General features: G+C 72.4%; 15 protein-coding genes. 10 read left to right on the top strand and 5 right to left on the bottom strand.

The annotated features are described in order from the left end of the window. Positions 1-48: 48 nt before the first annotated feature. From ACGF0J_RS29135 to ACGF0J_RS29150, 4 genes are all read left to right on the top strand, one after another. Positions 49-1,326: an ABC transporter substrate-binding protein gene (locus ACGF0J_RS29135; RefSeq protein ID WP_393150741.1), complete on the top strand. Its 1,278-nt coding sequence runs from the start codon at positions 49-51 to the stop codon at positions 1,324-1,326. A 114-nt stretch (positions 1,327-1,440) separates the two neighbouring features. Next, entirely contained in the window at positions 1,441-2,367 is a 927-nt protein-coding gene (locus ACGF0J_RS29140) for a carbohydrate ABC transporter permease (RefSeq protein ID WP_393150743.1), read from the top strand. After that, complete coding sequence (locus ACGF0J_RS29145) at positions 2,367-3,266, top strand: carbohydrate ABC transporter permease (RefSeq protein ID WP_393150745.1); 900 nt, start codon at positions 2,367-2,369, stop codon at positions 3,264-3,266. The genes ACGF0J_RS29140 and ACGF0J_RS29145 overlap by 1 nt, the downstream gene beginning before the upstream one ends. Next, a complete protein-coding gene (locus ACGF0J_RS29150) occupies positions 3,263-3,970 on the top strand; it encodes a hypothetical protein (RefSeq protein ID WP_393150747.1) in 708 nt (235 codons plus the stop codon). Before ACGF0J_RS29145 ends, ACGF0J_RS29150 begins: the two co-directional genes overlap by 4 nt. Before the next feature lie 5 nt (positions 3,971-3,975). Here the strand turns inward: ACGF0J_RS29150 and folP are convergent, their stop codons facing one another. Next, the gene (folP, locus tag ACGF0J_RS29155; RefSeq protein ID WP_393150749.1) at positions 3,976-4,884 is read right to left on the bottom strand and encodes a dihydropteroate synthase; all 909 of its coding nucleotides are present in this window, start codon (positions 4,882-4,884) and stop codon (positions 3,976-3,978) included. A gap of 118 nt (positions 4,885-5,002) precedes the next feature. Here folP and ACGF0J_RS29160 point away from each other — a divergent pair, with 118 nt between their 5' ends. The 4 genes from ACGF0J_RS29160 to ACGF0J_RS29175 all read left to right on the top strand — a co-directional run bounded on the left by ACGF0J_RS29160 (position 5,003) and on the right by ACGF0J_RS29175 (position 8,033). Then, a complete protein-coding gene (locus tag ACGF0J_RS29160) occupies positions 5,003-5,407 on the top strand; it encodes a hypothetical protein (protein ID WP_393150751.1) in 405 nt (134 codons plus the stop codon). A gap of 104 nt (positions 5,408-5,511) precedes the next feature. Beyond that, entirely contained in the window at positions 5,512-6,768 is a 1,257-nt protein-coding gene (locus tag ACGF0J_RS29165; RefSeq protein WP_393150753.1) for a C39 family peptidase, read from the top strand. 75 nt (positions 6,769-6,843) lie between these two features. Beyond that, positions 6,844-7,254, top strand: a complete 411-nt coding sequence (locus ACGF0J_RS29170; protein ID WP_393150755.1) for a nuclear transport factor 2 family protein — start codon at positions 6,844-6,846, stop codon at positions 7,252-7,254. Between the two features lie 32 nt (positions 7,255-7,286). After that, on the top strand, positions 7,287-8,033 hold the full coding sequence (locus ACGF0J_RS29175; protein ID WP_393150757.1) for a hypothetical protein: 747 nt from the start codon (positions 7,287-7,289) through the stop codon (positions 8,031-8,033). 46 nt (positions 8,034-8,079) lie between these two features. Here the strand turns inward: ACGF0J_RS29175 and ACGF0J_RS29180 are convergent, their stop codons facing one another. Next, entirely contained in the window at positions 8,080-8,493 is a 414-nt protein-coding gene (locus ACGF0J_RS29180; RefSeq protein ID WP_393150760.1) for a winged helix-turn-helix transcriptional regulator, read from the bottom strand. A 128-nt stretch (positions 8,494-8,621) separates the two neighbouring features. On the opposite strand from ACGF0J_RS29180, the gene ACGF0J_RS29185 reads away from it, so the two are divergent. Next, positions 8,622-9,476, top strand: a complete 855-nt coding sequence (locus tag ACGF0J_RS29185; RefSeq protein ID WP_393150762.1) for an SDR family oxidoreductase — start codon at positions 8,622-8,624, stop codon at positions 9,474-9,476. Between the two features lie 21 nt (positions 9,477-9,497). Here ACGF0J_RS29185 and ACGF0J_RS29190 read toward each other — a convergent pair whose 3' ends face one another. The 3 genes from ACGF0J_RS29190 to ACGF0J_RS29200 all read right to left on the bottom strand — a co-directional run bounded on the left by ACGF0J_RS29190 (position 9,498) and on the right by ACGF0J_RS29200 (position 12,568). Then, positions 9,498-9,992 carry a hypothetical protein gene (locus ACGF0J_RS29190; protein WP_393150764.1) on the bottom strand — a complete coding sequence of 165 codons (495 nt, stop codon included), beginning with the start codon at positions 9,990-9,992 and terminating at the stop codon, positions 9,498-9,500. A gap of 126 nt (positions 9,993-10,118) precedes the next feature. Then, positions 10,119-11,324 carry a hypothetical protein gene (locus ACGF0J_RS29195; protein WP_393150766.1) on the bottom strand — a complete coding sequence of 402 codons (1,206 nt, stop codon included), beginning with the start codon at positions 11,322-11,324 and terminating at the stop codon, positions 10,119-10,121. A 146-nt stretch (positions 11,325-11,470) separates the two neighbouring features. Further along, positions 11,471-12,568 (bottom strand): HesA/MoeB/ThiF family protein, encoded by a 1,098-nt coding sequence (locus ACGF0J_RS29200; protein WP_393150768.1) that lies wholly within the window; start codon positions 12,566-12,568, stop codon positions 11,471-11,473. 120 nt (positions 12,569-12,688) lie between these two features. Between ACGF0J_RS29200 and ACGF0J_RS29205 the strand changes: the two genes are divergently transcribed. After that, on the top strand, positions 12,689-15,898 hold the full coding sequence (locus ACGF0J_RS29205; protein ID WP_393150770.1) for a BTAD domain-containing putative transcriptional regulator: 3,210 nt from the start codon (positions 12,689-12,691) through the stop codon (positions 15,896-15,898). Positions 15,899-16,017 lie beyond the last annotated feature (119 nt).

Here is a 16,017-nt window from a genome sequence, read left to right on the forward strand (position 1 = left end):
AAGGAGACCGGAGCAATGATCGCTTCCGACACGCCAGGAAGGGCCCCAGTGCGACGCCACCTCGTGCAGGCCATCGCGGCAGCGGCCGCCCTCTCACTCGCCGTCACCGCGTGCGGCTCCGCCGAACCCGAGGCCGGCGGCAGCGGCGGGGGCGGCAGCTCCACCCTGACCGTCACGGTGTGGAACCTCGCCAAGACGCCCGAGTTCAAGGCGCTGTTCGACGCCTTCGAGCAGGCGAACCCCGGCGTCAAGGTGCAGCCGGTGGACATCCTCGCCGACGACTACGCCGACAAGGTCACCACGATGCTGGCCGGCGGCGACAAGACCGACGTGATCACGATGAAGAACGTCACGGACTACTCGCGCTACTCCAGCCGCGGCCAGCTCGTGGAGATCACCGACCTGGCCAAGTCGGGCGACACCGCCGACCTGGCGGGCCTGGACGCCTTCAACGTGGGCGAGAAGTACTACGCGCTGCCGTACCGGCAGGACTTCTGGCTGCTCTACTACAACAAGAAGTACTTCGAGCAGGCCGGTGTGAAGGCTCCCGAGGCTCTCACCTGGGACGAGTACGGCAAGATCGCCCAGCAGCTCACCAAGGACGAGGGCGGCAAGAAGGTCTACGGCACCTACCACCACACCTGGCGGTCGGTGGTGCAGGCCATCGCGGCCGCGCAGACCGGGGGCGACCAGCTCAGCGGCGAGTACGCGTTCTTCAACGACCAGTACGCCGTCGCGCTCGGCCTGCAGAAGGCCGGCGCGGCCATCGACTTCGGCACCGCGATGGCCCAGAAGTCGGACTACCGGACCATGTTCGAGACCGGCGCCACAGCCATGATGCCCATGGGCACCTGGTACATCTCCGGCATCCTGGAGGCCAAGAAGACCGGCAAGACCGACGTCGACTGGGCGCTGGCCCCGATGCCGCAGCGTCCCGGCGGCTCCGGCGTGACGACGTTCGGCTCGCCGACCGCCTTCGCGGTCAACAAGCGCAGCCAGAACGCCGACCTGGCCAAGAAGTTCGTGCAGTTCGCCGCGGGCAAGGCCGGCGCCGAGGCGATCAGCAAGGTCGGCGTGGTGCCGGCCCTGCAGTCGCCGGAGATCACCGAGGCGTACTTCAAGAACGAGGGCATGCCGGCCGACGAGGTGTCGAAGAAGGCGTTCGAGCCGGACAAGGTGAACCTTGAGATGCCGGTCAGCGAGAACACCTCCGACATCGACACGATCCTCAGGGAGGAGCACGAGCTGATCATGGTCGGGGACAAGTCGGCCGCCGACGGCATCCGCTCCATGAACGAGCGTGTCAAGAGCGAAGTCCTCAACTAGCCGCCCCCGAGGCGGGGACCCCGGTTTGGTCCTCGCCTCGGGATTCGCGCGGCCAGCGATACAGGGATAGAAGCGGACATCGCAGGCAACCCGCTGGAGTCACGAAGGACGGCCATGGCCCACGTATTGACGAAACCGGCGCCGACCGCGCCACCGGCTCCGCCCCGCCGCTCCCGGCGCCGGCGCGACATCCTCGTCGGGTGGAGCTTCATCCTGCCCAACTTCGTCGGCTTCGCGCTGTTCACGCTGGTGCCCATGCTGGCGGCGTTCGCGCTGGCGTTCCTGGAGTGGGACTCCTACAGCACCCCCGAGTGGGTGGGCCTCGACAACTTCGCGCGGCTGTTCGGCGACGAGAACTTCCACGTCGCGCTGCGCAACACCCTCTTCTACGCGGCCGGGCACATCCCGCTGACGCTCGTCGCCGCGCTCGGCCTGGCGATGGCGCTCAACCGGAAGCTGCGCGGGGTGCCGTTCTTCCGCACCGCGGCGTTCTTCCCGTACATCACCTCGCTGGTCGCCGTCGCCGTCGTGTGGAACATGCTGTTCAACCCGACGGCCGGACCGATCAACCAGGTGCTGGAGGCCATCGGCGTCTCCGATCCGCCCCGCTGGGTGGCCAGCACCGACTGGGCGATGCCCGCGGTGATCATCACCAGCGTGTGGCGCGACATGGGCTACTACATGGTGCTCTACCTGGCCGGCCTGCAGACCATCCCGAAGGAGTACTACGAGGCGGCCCGCGTGGACGGGGCCAACGCCTGGCAGCGCTTCTGGAGCATCACGGTGCCGAGCCTGCGGCCCACGACGTTCTTCGTCGTCGTCATGCTGACCATCCAGTCCTTCAAGGTCCTCGACCTCATCGTGGTCATGACCGACGGCGGACCGGGCCGCAGCACGCTGGTGCTGGCGCAGCTCGTCTACCGGGAGGGCATCACCGAGGGGCAGTTCGGCTACTCCTCGGCCATCGCCCTGGTGCTGTTCGTCCTCGTGCTGACCGTGACCGTCGTCCAGTTCCGTATCAACGAGCGGAGGAGCGCCTGATGACCGCGCTGCACGATGCTCCCCCGACCGCCGCCGAGCCGCGCCCGCCGGCCGCGCCGCCCGGGAGCCGCCGCCCGGGGCCGGCCGTGGTCCGCACGGTGCTGACCTACCTGGCGCTCGGCGCCGTGGCGGTGCTGGTGCTGGTGCCGTTCGCGTGGATGGTGTCGTCGTCGCTCAAGCGCGACAACGAGGTCTTCACGGTGCCCATCCAGTGGATCCCCGACGAGCTGCAGTGGTCGAACTTCGTGGCGATCTGGGACCGCATCCCGCTGCTCACCTACCTGGGCAACTCCGCGTTCCTGTCGGTCACGATCACGCTGCTGCAACTGCTGACCGGCAGCTTCGCCGCCTACGGCTTCTCCAAGGTGCGCTTTCCCGGCCGCGACGCGCTCTTCCTGGCCTACATCGCCACCATCGCGGTGCCGTGGCAGGCGTACATGGTGCCGCAGTACATCATGATGCAGCAGGCCGACCTGACGAACACCTACTGGTCGATCATCCTGCTGCAGGCGTTCGGCGCGTTCGGCGTGTTCCTCATGCGGCAGTACTACATGTCGATCCCGGACGAGCTGTGCGAGGCCGCGCGGATCGACGGGCTCAGCGAGTACGGGATCTACTGGCGGATCATGCTGCCGCTGTCGAAGCCGGCATTGGCCAGCCTGGCCCTGCTGACCTTCGTCAACACCTGGAACGACTACATGGGGCCGTTCATCTACCTGACCAGCAACGAGTTGTGGACGGTCCAGCTCGGCCTGCGCTCGTTCGTCGGCCAGTACGACGCCGAGTACGCGATGATCATGACCGGCGCGGTGCTGTCGGTGCTGCCGATCCTGGCGATCTTCCTGGTCGGGCAGCGCTACTTCATCCAGGGCATCGCGACGAGCGGGCTGAAGGGATGAGCGGGCTCGGTGGCGGCGTGCGGGCCCTGCTCAGGCCGGCCGGCCAGGCGACGTACGAGCGGGTCTTCGGCACCGTCTACGTCGGGCTGATGACGAACGTGCTGCTCGCCGTGGCCTGCTCGCCGCTGCTGGCGGCGCTCGCCCTGGTGCGCGACCCTTCGGCGTCGTGGCCGTTCTTCGCCCTGCTGTCCGCGCTGTGCGCGCCCGCGCTGGGCGGCGCGTTCCGGTGCTTCGCCGCGCTGGGCGAGGGCTCGGCCGCCGTGCTGCGCCCGTTCCTGGACGGCTACCGCGACACCGCCCGCCGCGCCCTGGCCGTCTGGGCCGCCGGCGGCGTCGCCGTGGCCGTGCTGGCGGTGGACGGCGTCGTGGTGGCGCGCACCGCGTGGGGGCCGGCGCTCGCGCCGTTCTTCGTCACGGCGGGGGCGCTGGTGCTGGCCGTGGCGTTCGGCCTGCTCGTGCTGGTGGCCGAACCGGCGGGCGAGCGGGCACGGCCGCTCGCTCTCGTGCGGCCCTGCCTCTACCTGGTGGCGCGGCGGTGGTGGCTGGCCGCGGCCGTCGTCGGCATGCTCGCCCTGGCGGTGACCGTGGTGCTGGTCAAGCCGGTGGCCGGCGTGCTCCTCGCCTGCTCGCCGCTGCTGTACCTGGCGTGGGCGACGACGCGGTCCGTGCTCGCCCCGTTGCTGCCCGCGACCGCTCGGCGCTAGCCTCGTCAGACGAGGTTGTGCCGGGCGTGGGCCGGTGCCCGCCAGCCCAGCACCGCCTCCGTCATGCGGACCGCCGCGACCGTGCTGGGCACGTCGTGGACCCGCAGGATGCGCGCGCCGCGCAGGATCGCGACCACGTTGGCCGCGATCGTGCCCTCCGTGCGCTCCCCCTGGGGGCGGTCGAGGGTCTCGCCGATGAAGTCCTTGTTGGACAGCGCCGCCAGGGTGGGGTGGCCGATGGCGGCGATCTCGTCGAGCCTGCGGGTCAGCTCCAGCGAGTGGTAGGTGTTCTTGTTCAGGTCGTGGCCGGGGTCGATGACGATCCGCTCGGCCGGCACCCCCGCGTCCAGCGCGAACCGCACGCGATCCAGCAGGAAGTCGCGCACCTCGGCCACGACGTCGGTGTAGACCGGCCGGGGAACCGCCTTGCCGGGGCCCGCGAGGCTGTGGGTGACGATCACCCCGGTGCCGGTCTCGGCGGCCACCCGGGCGATGTCCGGCTCGCGCAGCCCGTTGGTGTCGTTGATGACGTCCGCCCCGGCCTCGACGGCCGCCCTGGCGACCGCCGCCCGGTGGGTGTCGACCGAGATCACCGCGCCGGTCCTGCCCCGCACCTCGGCGATGACGGGCGCGACCCGGTCGATCTCCTCGGCGACCGTGATGGGCTCCTGGTCGGCGCTGAAGGCGAAGCCGCCGATGTCCACCCAGTCGGCCCCGTCGGCGACGGCCCGGCAGGCCGCCTCGACCGCCTGGGACAGCTCGAACGTCCGGCCCCGGTCGTGGAAGGAGTTGGGCGTCCGGTTGACGATCGCCATGATCGCCACCTGGCGGTCGAAGTCGAACTCCCGCTGTCCGAAACGCCGGACGGGAGAGATGATTTCCGGAAAGAACATCCTGCTGGTCCCGTCGCTCACGGTTCTCGTCTCCCTCTCCGCCACCCTGCCACGACCCCCAGCAGGATCATCGCACCGGACCGCATGGGCCCGCACCGCCCGAGGGTAGGCCGGCCTCCCGGAGGGAAGTCTCCGCGACATGAGTGACGAGATTCCCGAGTGGCGCGGGCGGCGGCCCGCCGGGCTCGACGACACGACCGTGGACGCGCTCGGCCGGCTCTCCGGGGCGCTGGAGAAGGTCGAGCGGGCGCGCGGCCACCTCTACGCCTTCCACCAGCTCACCGGCAGCGCCCACGTGGAGCTGGAGGAGGCGATCGAGCGACTGCGCGCCGCCGGGCACGACCGGCAGGCCGACGCCCTGACCACCGAGCTGCTGGGCCGCGACGTGCTGGCCAGCCGGTGGACGTTCCAGGTGGTCGAGGAGTACGACGACGGCTACTACCGGTGCTTCGTGGACGCGGAGCGCCGGATCAGGGACGAGCTGGCGCAGGGTCGGCGGCACATCTTCGAGGCCGAGATGAAGGAACGCCAGCAGCCGCGATGAGCCGCGCATTCTGCGCCCCGCGCCATACGTAGATTTCCCGATGTGCTGTCTGCCCGGATTCGCCTACCGTCGGCCGCGTCGAGACCCTTCATGAAGGCGGGTTCATGCGCGCGTTGACCGTACTGCTGTCCACCGCACTGCTCGTCACCACGATCGCCGCCCCCGCCGCCGTCGCCGGCGAGCACGAGCGGGCGCCGGGCGCGTTCGACGTCAGGTACGACCGTGCCGTCTTCACCGCGGGCACGGCCGAAGGGGTGACGGCCGGCGACGGCCTGGCCTTCGGCTCCCCCGCGGGCGTCACCACCTACACCGACGCGCTCGGCACCAGGACGTGGGAGTACGCGCGCTGGACCGGCCCCGAGCGGGCCGTCGGCTTCGCCGCCGACGAGCTGATCGCCTCGTGGACGGCCGACATCCCGCCGGGGAGCTGGATGCAGGTGGAGGCGCGGGCGCGCAACACCGCCGGGCTGACCAAGTGGTACGTGCTCGGCCGCTGGGCCTACGGCGAGGGCGACATCCGGCGCACCTCCGTGCCCGGCCAGGGCGACGCCGACGCGACCGTGGCCGTCGACACGCTGGTCGCGGCGTCGGGCCGGCGGTTCGCCGCCTACCAGCTCCGCCTCACCCTGTACCGCACGCCCGGCTCCGCGGTGCGGCCGATCGTGCGCGGCCTCGGCGCGATGGCCTCGGCCGTGCCGCAGCGCAAGTCCGTGCCGGTCAGCCCGGGCGGCGGCGCGTGGGGCACCGAGCTGGACGTGCCGCGCCGCTCCCAGAACGTGCACGAGGGCCACTACCCCGAATGGGACGGCGGCGGTCAGGCCTGGTGCAGCCCCACCTCGATGACGATGGTCCTCGGCTACTGGGGCAGGTGGCCGAGCGCCCAGGACACCGCGTGGGTCTCGCCGTCCGACCCGAACCCCGAGGTCGACTACGCCGCCCGGCACACCTACGACCACTCCTACCGGGGCGCGGGCAACTGGCCGTTCAACACCGCCTACGCGGGCCGGTACGGCATGGACGGGTTCGTCACCCGCCTGCGCTCGCTGACCGAGCTCGAACGCCTGATCGCCGCGGGCGTCCCGGTGATCACCTCGCAGTCGTTCAAGAAGGGCGAGCTGCCGGGCGCCGGTTACGGCACGAACGGCCACATCATGGTGGTCGTCGGCTTCACCGCCGACGGCGACGTCATCGCCAACGATCCGGCCTCCCCGAGCAACGAGGCGGTGCGGCGGGTCTATCCGCGCGCCGACTTCGAGAACGTCTGGCAGCGCAGCTCCAGCAGCGGCGGCATCGCCTACGTCGTCCACCCGCCCGGCCACGACCTGCCCGCGACCACCCCGGGCCTGCCCGCCAACTGGTGAACCGCGCCTTGCGACGCTGTTCCCTTACCTCGGACATAATCGACGGGCCGCACGCCCTGCGGGCAGGATGGCGGCATGACGCGAGAGATTGTGGAGAAACTGCTGGGCCTGATGGCGGCCGGTGACCACGACGGGGCGGCGAAGCTGTTCGCCGAGCGGATCGACTGGCAGCTCGACTGGCCGGCCGAGGGACATCCGGCGGTGCCGTGGATCCGTCCGCGGACGGGCCGTGCCGACGTGGCGGGGCACTTCCGGATGCTGGAGGAGTATCACGTGCCGGAGGCCAACGGCACGTCGGTGACCCGCATCCTCGTAGACGGCGACGACGCGGTCGTGCTGGGCCGCATCGTGCAGACGGTCAGGGCGACCGGCAGGACCTACGCCTCGCCGTTCGCCCTGCACCTGACGGTCGAGGACGGCCTGATCACCCGGTACCACATCTACGAGGACAGCCTGACCGTGGCGGAGGCGCTCTCGGCGCGTTGACCGGCGGGGCGATCGCTGGTGCACTCGTCGTCGTGGGGAGGATCGCCTCCGTAGCCGTGGTCGTGGTGCTGGCGCTGGTCGTCGGCCCGGCGGGCGCGCGGCCGGACGACGAGGTCCGCTACGGCGGCGCGCTGACGGGCGCCGGGCTGGTGACCGACGACGGGCCGCACGGCAGGCACGGCACGGTGCTGACCTCGGGCGGCGGCCGGGTGGTGGCCGTCCGAGCCGCGGGCGGGCCGTTCCTGCGCTTTCCCGCCGGGGCCTGTTCGGCCGCGCCCTGCCCGCAGGCGGTGGTGCGGCCGGCCGAGTGGGGTGCGCTGGCGCCGAAGGGGGGCACGGGGCGGTTCAGCTTCGGCGCCGACGTGCGGCTGACCGCGGCGCCTTCGATGGACGCCGGGATGAACGTGTGGCAGTTCGGGTCGGCGGGGCCGGGCCACGCGCAGTGGAAGCTCCAGGTGGACGGCGGTCTGCCGTCATGCCGCTGGTCCGACGGCGCCGGGGTGGTGCTGCTCGCGGCGGGCGCCTACCGGATGGCCGTCGGGCGGTGGCACCGGGTGCGGTGCGCGCGGCTGTCGCGGACGCTGTTCCAGATCCGGGTGCTCGACCCGGCGACCGGCGAGGCGATCGTGCCGCCCGCGCACGCGGTGGCCGCGCTGGGCGCGATCAGGCCGGCCGGCACGGCCCTCATCGGCGGCAAGCGGGTGGCCGCGAGGCAGCACGACGGGCAGACCGACCAGTTCCACGGTGACCTGGACGAGGTGTTCTTCGCCCACGGGTAGGCCGCGCGGCGTTCGCCAACGGGTAGGCCGCGCGGCGACGGGCCGGTCAGCGGTGGGGGTGCGTCCGGTCGTAGGCGGCGCGGGCGGCCAGGACCTGCGGCATGTCGCCTTCGAGCTGCTCGATGAGCTCCAGCAGCTTGGCGGCGGTGCGGGTGCCGAGCGGGGTGAGGCTGTAGTCGACGCGCGAGGGGAAGCCCTCACGGGCCCGCCGGTGGACGAAGCCGTCGCGTTCCAGGGTCTGCAGGGTCTGGGTGAGCATCTTGTCGCTCACCCCCTCCACGTGGCGGCGCAGCTCGTTGAAGCGCATCGGCCCCTCGTGCAGGCCGGCCAGGACGAGAGGGCCCCACCGGCCGGTGACGCGCTCGAACGTCTCCCGGGAGGCGCAGGCACGGGCGAAGACGTCGAACTCCAGCTTGGACAGCTCTTCGGGATCGGCGACCGGCTGCGGGTGTGCGTCCATGCCCAGATACTACCCCCCAGGAAGCACTCTCTTTTGGTTTGCGCTTTCTCTGAGAAAGTGCCAAGGTGGAGGGGCCGCGCCATTCGGGCGTCCGGCATCCCACCACCTCAGCCAAGGAAGTGCCCGCCATGTACGTCGTCACCGGAGCCACCGGATCGCTCGGCCGCCTCGTCGTCGAGGGCCTGCTCGCCAAGGTCCCCGCCGACCGCGTCGCCGCCGTCGCCCGCGACGCCTCCAAGGCCGCCGACCTCGCGGCGCGCGGCGTCGAGGTGCGCGTCGCCGACTACGACGACCCCGCCTCCCTCGACGGCGCCTTCGGCGCGGGCGACCGGGTGCTGTTCGTATCCGGCAGCGAGGCCGGACGGCGCGTCCCGCAGCACCGCGCGGTCGTGGCCGCCACCCGGGAGGCCGGGGTGGCGCTGCTCGCCTACACCAGCGTGCTCGGCGGGCCCGCGGCCGACTTCGAGCTGGCCCGCGAGCACCAGGTCACCGAGCAGGCGATCCTCGACTCGGGCCTGCCGTACGTGTTCCTGCGCAACGGCTGGTACCACGAGGTCTACACCGGCAACCTCGGCCCGGTGCTCGCCCACGGCGCCGTAGTGGCCAGCGCCGGCGAGGGCAGGGTGGCGTCCGCCGCCCGGGCCGACTACGCCGCCGCCGCGGTCGCCGTGCTGACCGGCGACGGCCACGAGAACACCGCGTACGAGCTGAGCGGCGACGTCGCCTGGAGCTTCACCGAGTACGCCGCCGAGCTGTCGCGGCAGACCGGCAGGGAGATCGTCTACTCGGACGTGCCCGCCGGGACCCACCGCGAGATCCTGCTCGGCGCCGGGGTGCCGGCGCCGTTCGCCGACATCCTGGTGGACGTGGACGCCGCCATCGCCCGAGGGCTGCTGGCGACCGTGACGGGAGACCTCGCCAAGCTCATCGGCCGCCCGACCACGCCGATCGCCGACGGCATCGCGGCGGCGCTGAAGCCCTGACCCACGAGGCCGCCGGCTCGGTCAGTGGGCCGCCACCAGCGTCTTGAGCACGACGATCGCCAGCCCCAGCACGAGGTTGGCGACACCCGACAGGACGACGACGCCCCTGCCGGACCGGGTCCTGACCGCCGCGGTGACCGCCCAGCCCACCTGGGCCGCCACCGCGACGGTCAGCGCCGCCCAGGTGGCCACGGCGTCCGACAGGCCGAGCGCCGAGGCCAGCGCCGCCGCGATGGCGGGCGGGATCGCCGCCTGCGCCAGCGGCCACTCCCGCCGCCCCGCGGCGCGCAGCCGCCGCCAGGTCAGCGGCGCCCCCTGGCCGACCATCCGGACGTACAGGTGGGCCATCCAGAACACCACGCCGGTGCTGATCAGCACCACCACGAGGTCCCCCGCCGGGGTGGGGGTGCCGTCGGCCGCGCTGCCGGCGACCACGGAGGCGGCCAGCAGCGAGCCGTACACGGCGCCCGCGTACTGCGTCCCGTCGCGGGAGGCGTCCGTGTCAGGCGTGCTCATGCCAGCAGTGTCGTCGCCGACCGGCGCGGCGGGCGGCACGGCGTGCGGGGGAATGCGCACTCTTGAGGCGTTCGGGGCGAACGGCCGGTCCAGCAGTGCGCGACAGGGCAGGCGGCCGGGCGCTCGTCAGAGCAACCTGCGAGCGCGGCGCAGCCGCCGCTCACGCAGCGCCAGCAGGGGCGGCAGGCCGACCTGGACGGCGATGTAGAGCACCACGGCCACCGCCTCCCAGAACTGCGCCGAGTCGATCGCGCCGCCGCCGAGCTGCGTCACAGCCCATCCGCCCAGCGAGGACAGCAACGGCAGCACCACCGTGACGAGCGTCCACCCCATGGCGACGACACCGGCCAGGTACAGCAGCATGAACCAGCGGGCGACCTGCCGATCGCGTTCGCCCGCGCCGGCGAGTTCGGCCGTCTCGGCGTCGGTGAGCCGGAACAGCCGGGCCTTCGCGGTCAGCCAGGTCGTCCGGTACAGGTTGTGGCAGCGCAGCGCGTTGGCGAGCAGGGCGTAGGAGTCGCTGCGCAGCGGCAGGGCGGCCCACTGCCAGACGATCGTGTAGCTCAGGAACAGCACGACGGCGGCCAGCACGTCGTCGACGGCCGTGGGGGGCGTGAGCGCGCGCAGGGCCAGCGTCACGGCCAGGACCACGGTGTCGACGGCCATCCCGGCCAGGTAGACGCCGTAGCGGCGATGCCGCGGCACCGTGACGATCTGGGTCAGATCGGTCTCGAAAACGATGTAGATCCCCCGGTAGCTCACCCGGAAGATCGCCGGCACGCCGACGGCCCGCCCGGCGAGCCAGTGCCAGGCCTCATGCAGTGCGCCGAAGAGGACGGCGAGCAACAGCCAGCCGAACACGGACGACCCCGGGCTGGGCAGGAACCAGGCGTCCTCCCAGGAGGGGCGCAGCGGGGGGCGCAGCACCAGCAGGGTCACCACGGCCACCGCGGCGGCCGCGTAACAGAACCAGCCCACCCGTCCGAACAGCCGGGCCGCCACACGAGGGCTGACCCCCTCGATCCACCTGATCCGCCCACGCCCGGCCAGGTCCCCGGCCGTCTCGGCGGGCGGGTCGAGCAGGCCCGCGGCGGTGAGCCCCTCCAGGAGGTCGGCCCCGTCCACATCCTCGCCCGCGACCTGGCCGGCCCGTTCCGTGGCCTCGGCGAGCGAGCCAGTCCGCTGCAACGTGGTGACGAAAACGGCTCCGGGTTCCGGAACCGCGACGAAGACACCCAGCTCCGGACGCCCGAGGATCCACGCCTCGCCGTCGAAGGCGACGGTCACCAGCGCGGCTCGCTCCCGCAGGTCCTCGTCCACGGACGCCGCCATCGTCTCTCCGCTCTCGTGTTCGGGTCAGAGCACGAGGGGCCGCGTCCTCCCCGAGGTGCGGCCCCTCGTCGATCCTCAGGAATCCGGGTGGATGAGCTGGGTCAGCCGGGTGTTCTCGACGCGCACGATCTCGATCTTCACAGTGGTCACCTCCCTCCGCACACTCTGCAGTCGGGGTCCCGCGTCCACTCGGTCCGACTCGTCGCGCAGCCGCGCGCGAAGTCGATGGCGAGAGGGCGGCCGGCGTACGCCGGGGGCTCGAAACCGGTCAGGTAGCGCAGCACCTCGAAGGCGCCGTAAGCGCCCAGCAGCCCGGCGACCGGACCGATGCCGCGGTTGGGCTGCGGCCTGCTGACGAACAGGCGGGTGGCGGCGATGGCCTGGGCGATGGCCGGGTCGTCCGGGTCGGGGAAGTCGTCCGGGTTCGACGGGTCGGCGGGCACGCAGGCGCGACAGGCGCTGACCCCGGGTTGCACCGACCAGACGGTCCCCAGGGTCACGGAGATGCCGCCGCGGACGAACGGCACGCCGTTGCGGACGCAGGCCTCGTTGACCCAGAGGTCGATGGCGTTCGGCCGGTCGACGCCGGAGGCCACCACGTCGGGCCTGGTGCGCTCGACGAGTTCGGCGAGCTGCTCGTACCCCTCGATCCCCGCGTCGACGGTATCGACCTCGATGTCCGGGTCGAACTCCTTGACCCAGTGCGCGGCTCGCTCCACCTTGCGTGCGCCGATGTCGTCCCATCGGTAGAGGTACTGGCGCGCGAAGTTGCGTGGGTCCACGGTGTCCCGGTCGAGCAGCGTCATCCTGCCGACGCCCAGCCCTGCCAGGTGCGGGATGGTGTTGGAGTTCAGGCCGCCGGTGCCGAGGACCAGCACGTGCGACTCGCGCAGGCGCCGCTGCAGATCCTCGCGGCTGCGGTCGAGGCTGCCGAACGACTCGAAGAACGCCAGGTTGCTGAAGTAGCGCTCCGCCTGGTCAGGCTCCAGCCGCTGGAGGCGGTCGCCGTCCTCCAGCATGCGCTCGGCGTCGAACGCCTGGACGGCGCCACGCACGTCGGCCACGTCCAGGGACAACTCGGCCGCCAGCTCGGCGATCGTGCGCCCGCCCTCGCTGAGGAGGCCCAGCAGCTTCTCCACCGTCCCGTCAGGGTCGGAGAGCACCAACTGGTCGCGTGGGTCGTACACCAGGCGCAGCTGATCCCCGACCCGTTCCCAGGCGATGCCCTTGAGCCGTGGCCTCATCTGTGCGTCACCCACCCTCTGATCGCGGTTCGGCAGGACTCTGGCACCCGTGCGCATGGATCACGCATGGATCGCGCACGCGAATTGCTCTGCGATCAGAGCCTGGACTACCGTCTGACCGTGAGATCCGCCGGCGTCCGACTCCTCGTACTCGGCCCCGTGGAGATCGCTGTGGACGGCCGCATCGTCCACCTGACCAGCCGCCAGCGTGCGCTGCTGGCGGCCCTGGTGCTCGACGCCGGCCGGGTGGTCTCCGTCGAACGGCTGGCCAACCGGCTCTGGGACGACCACCCGCCGCCCTCCGCGGCGGCCAGGTTGCGGGCGCTCGTCGCGGAGCTGCGTCGCGCGCTGGGGCCCCGCGGCCCCGAAGTGATCGTCACCCGCAGTCCGGGCTACCTGGCCGAGGCCGGCGCCCTCGCGGTGGACGCCGACGAGTTCGTCGCCCTGGCGGAGGAGGCGCACCGGGCGACCGAGCACGGCCGGCACGTGGATGCCGTCGCCGGCTACGACGCGGCCCTGCGCCTGTGGCGCGGCGAGCCGTTCGCCGACCTCCCGGGCACGGCGGCGCAGGCGGAGCGGCACCGGCTGGAGGAGCGCAGGTGGGAGGTCGTGGAGCGGCGGGCCGCGGCCTCGCTGGAGCTCGGCCGGGGTGAGGAGGCCGTGGCCGAGCTGACGCGGCTCGTCGTCGAGCAACCGCTGCGGGAGAGGCCGCATGCCCTGCTCATGCGGGCACTGTGCCGGAGCGGGCGGCTGCCCGACGCGCTGGAGGTGTACCGGAACTTCCGAGCCCGTCTCGTCCGCGAGCTCGGCATCGAACCCGGCAAGGAGCTCCAGCGGCTGCACCAGGACCTGCTGGACGGCGAACCGGCGACGGCGACGGCCGCCCCGGCGCCCGTTCCGCGCCAGTTGCCCGCGGTCACCAGCCGCTTCGTCGGCCGGACGGTGGAGCTGCGGCACATGGACACCGGCCGGGTGACGCTCGTGGCCGGCCCCGCCGGCGTCGGGAAGACCACGCTGGCGCTCCACTGGGCCCACCGTTCGGCCGGAGACTTCCCCGACGGACAGCTCTTCCTGAACATGCGGGGCTTCGACCAGCGCGAGCCCATGTCGCCGTCCGAGGCGCTGCAGCTGCTGCTGCAGGGTCTCGGCGTGGCGGCGCGGGACATCCCGGTCGAACCAGACGCGCAGGCCGCCAGGTACCGCTCCCTCATGGCGGGCCGGCGGTCACTGCTGATCCTCGACGACGTCGCCGGACCGGATCAGGTGCGACCCTTGCTGCCCGGCACCCCCGACTGCCGTGTCGTCATCACCAGCCGTGCCCGGCTCGGCAGCCTGGTGGCGTTGGACGGCGTCGAACGCCTCACGCTGGACGTGCTCGCGCACGACGACGCGCTGCGGCTGGTGGCCCAGGGCATCGGCGAGGACCGGCTGCGCAGGGAGCCGGAGGCCGCCGCCGAGCTCCTGCGGCTCTGCGGGAGGCTGCCGCTCGCTCTGTCCATCGCCATCTCGTGGATCGGGGACCATGAACACCGGATGATCAGCCACTACGTCCGCCGGCTGGCGGACCGAGGGCGACTGGTGCGGCTGCGCGCCGAAGGCGACGAGAGCACCGCCGTACAGGCCGCCCTCGACCTGTCGCACCGGGCGTTACCACCGGCGGCGCAGCGGATGTTCCGCCTGATCAGCCTGGCTCAGGGCGTCGAGATCTCCGCCGCCGCCGCCGCTGCCCTCGCGCGGACCGGCGCCGAACAGGCCGAGGACCTGCTCGGCGCGGCGGCCCGCATCCACCTGCTGGAGGAGATCGGCTCGCGCCGCTACGCCGTTCACGATCTGGTGCTGGAATACGCCGCGCAGCGCAGCCTCGCCGAGGACACCCCGGCGGAGCGGAGCGCCGCCGTGCACCGGATGCTGGAGTACTACCTCCGCACCGTCGCCGAGGCCGTCGCCGCGTCCGGCTTCCCCGCCCCCGAGCGGCCGGGCCACCCGTCTCCACCCGGCGTGACCGCGACCGCCTTCGACAGCGTGGCGGAGGCGACCGAGTGGTTCGACACCGAATGGGACAACCTCGTGGCCGCCGTGTCGTACGCGGCCGCGCACGGACCGGCTCCCTACGCCTGGCTCCTGGTCGAGGCCATGACGGACCTGATGCACCACCGTCGCGCCCACGGGGAATGGCTGCGGCTGGCCGGGATCGGCCTGGACGCCGCTGAACGCGCGGGCGACCTGCGGGGGCAGGCCGCGATGCGTCACTCCATGGGTCTGGTCCGGTGGCGCATGACCGACCCGACCGGCGCCCTGCGGGACCACGAGCGGGCCCTGTCGCTGGCGCGGCGCGTCGGATGGGCGCAGGGCGAGGCCAAGGCGCTGCAGGGTTGCGGGGTGGCGCTCAAGCAGCTCGGGAGGCCGGACCTGGCCATCCCGCGATACCGGCAGGCCCTGGGGATCCACAGCCGGCTCGGGTTCAGGGGTGGGGAGTCGCGCGCGCTGAACAACCTCGCCTCGGCCTACCTCATGCTCGGCCGGCTCGACCGCGCCGAGCGGTGCCTGCTCGACAACCTGCCGTTGACCGCGGAGTGCGGCGACCCGCACCTGCGCGTGCTGACCCTGGTCAACCTGGCCCTCGTCCGCCAGCAACAGGCACGCTTCGGCGAGGCACTGGCCTCCCTCGACGAGGCGCGGGAAGTGGCGGGCGCGGCGGGACTGCGCTACGCCGAGGGGGTGACGCACGAGACCTACGGCTGGGTGCACCGCGACGCCGGACGGCACGAGCAGGCGGTGGACGCCTTCTCCCGGGCGCTCAACCTCGCCCGGGACGTGGAGAACCGGCCGTGCCAGATCGCCTCCCTGACCGGCATGGCGCAGTCGAAGCTCGCACTCGGCCGGACGGAGGAGGCGCTCGCGCATCTCGACGCCGCGCTGGCGCTGGCCGAACGCACGGGCACCGACCTGGACAACGTGTTGCTCGGCTTCGCCGAGACCCACTGCAGCATGGGCCGGTACGCGGACGCGCTGGAGGCGGCGCAGCGCGCGCTGAAGCTGGCAGTCGTCTCCGATCCGCTGAACGTGGCGCGCCTGCACAGGGTTCTCGGCGACATCCACCTCGCCGCAGGAGACACGGACCAGGCTGTCCAGGCGTGCGAGCGGGCGCTTCGGCACGCCGGCCGGTCCGGGCAGCGGCTGGAGTACGCCCGCGCCCTCATGACACTGGGCCATGCCCGCGCGCCGGCCGACGACCGGAGGGCGCGGCACCACTGGGCGCGGGCCCACGAGCTGTTCTCGGCCATCGGCGCGCCGGAACGGCTGGCGAGCGAGGCGCTGCTGCGCACATAGCCGGTCAGGCGGACACGTAGCCGGTCAGGCGGACACGTAGCCGGTCAGGCGGACACGTAGCCGGTCAGGCGGACACGTAGCCGGTCAGGCGGACACGTAGCCGGTCAGGCGGACACGTA

It is taken from the genome of Nonomuraea sp. NPDC047897 (genome assembly GCF_043204415.1).
Lineage (GTDB): Bacteria > Actinomycetota > Actinomycetes > Streptosporangiales > Streptosporangiaceae > Nonomuraea.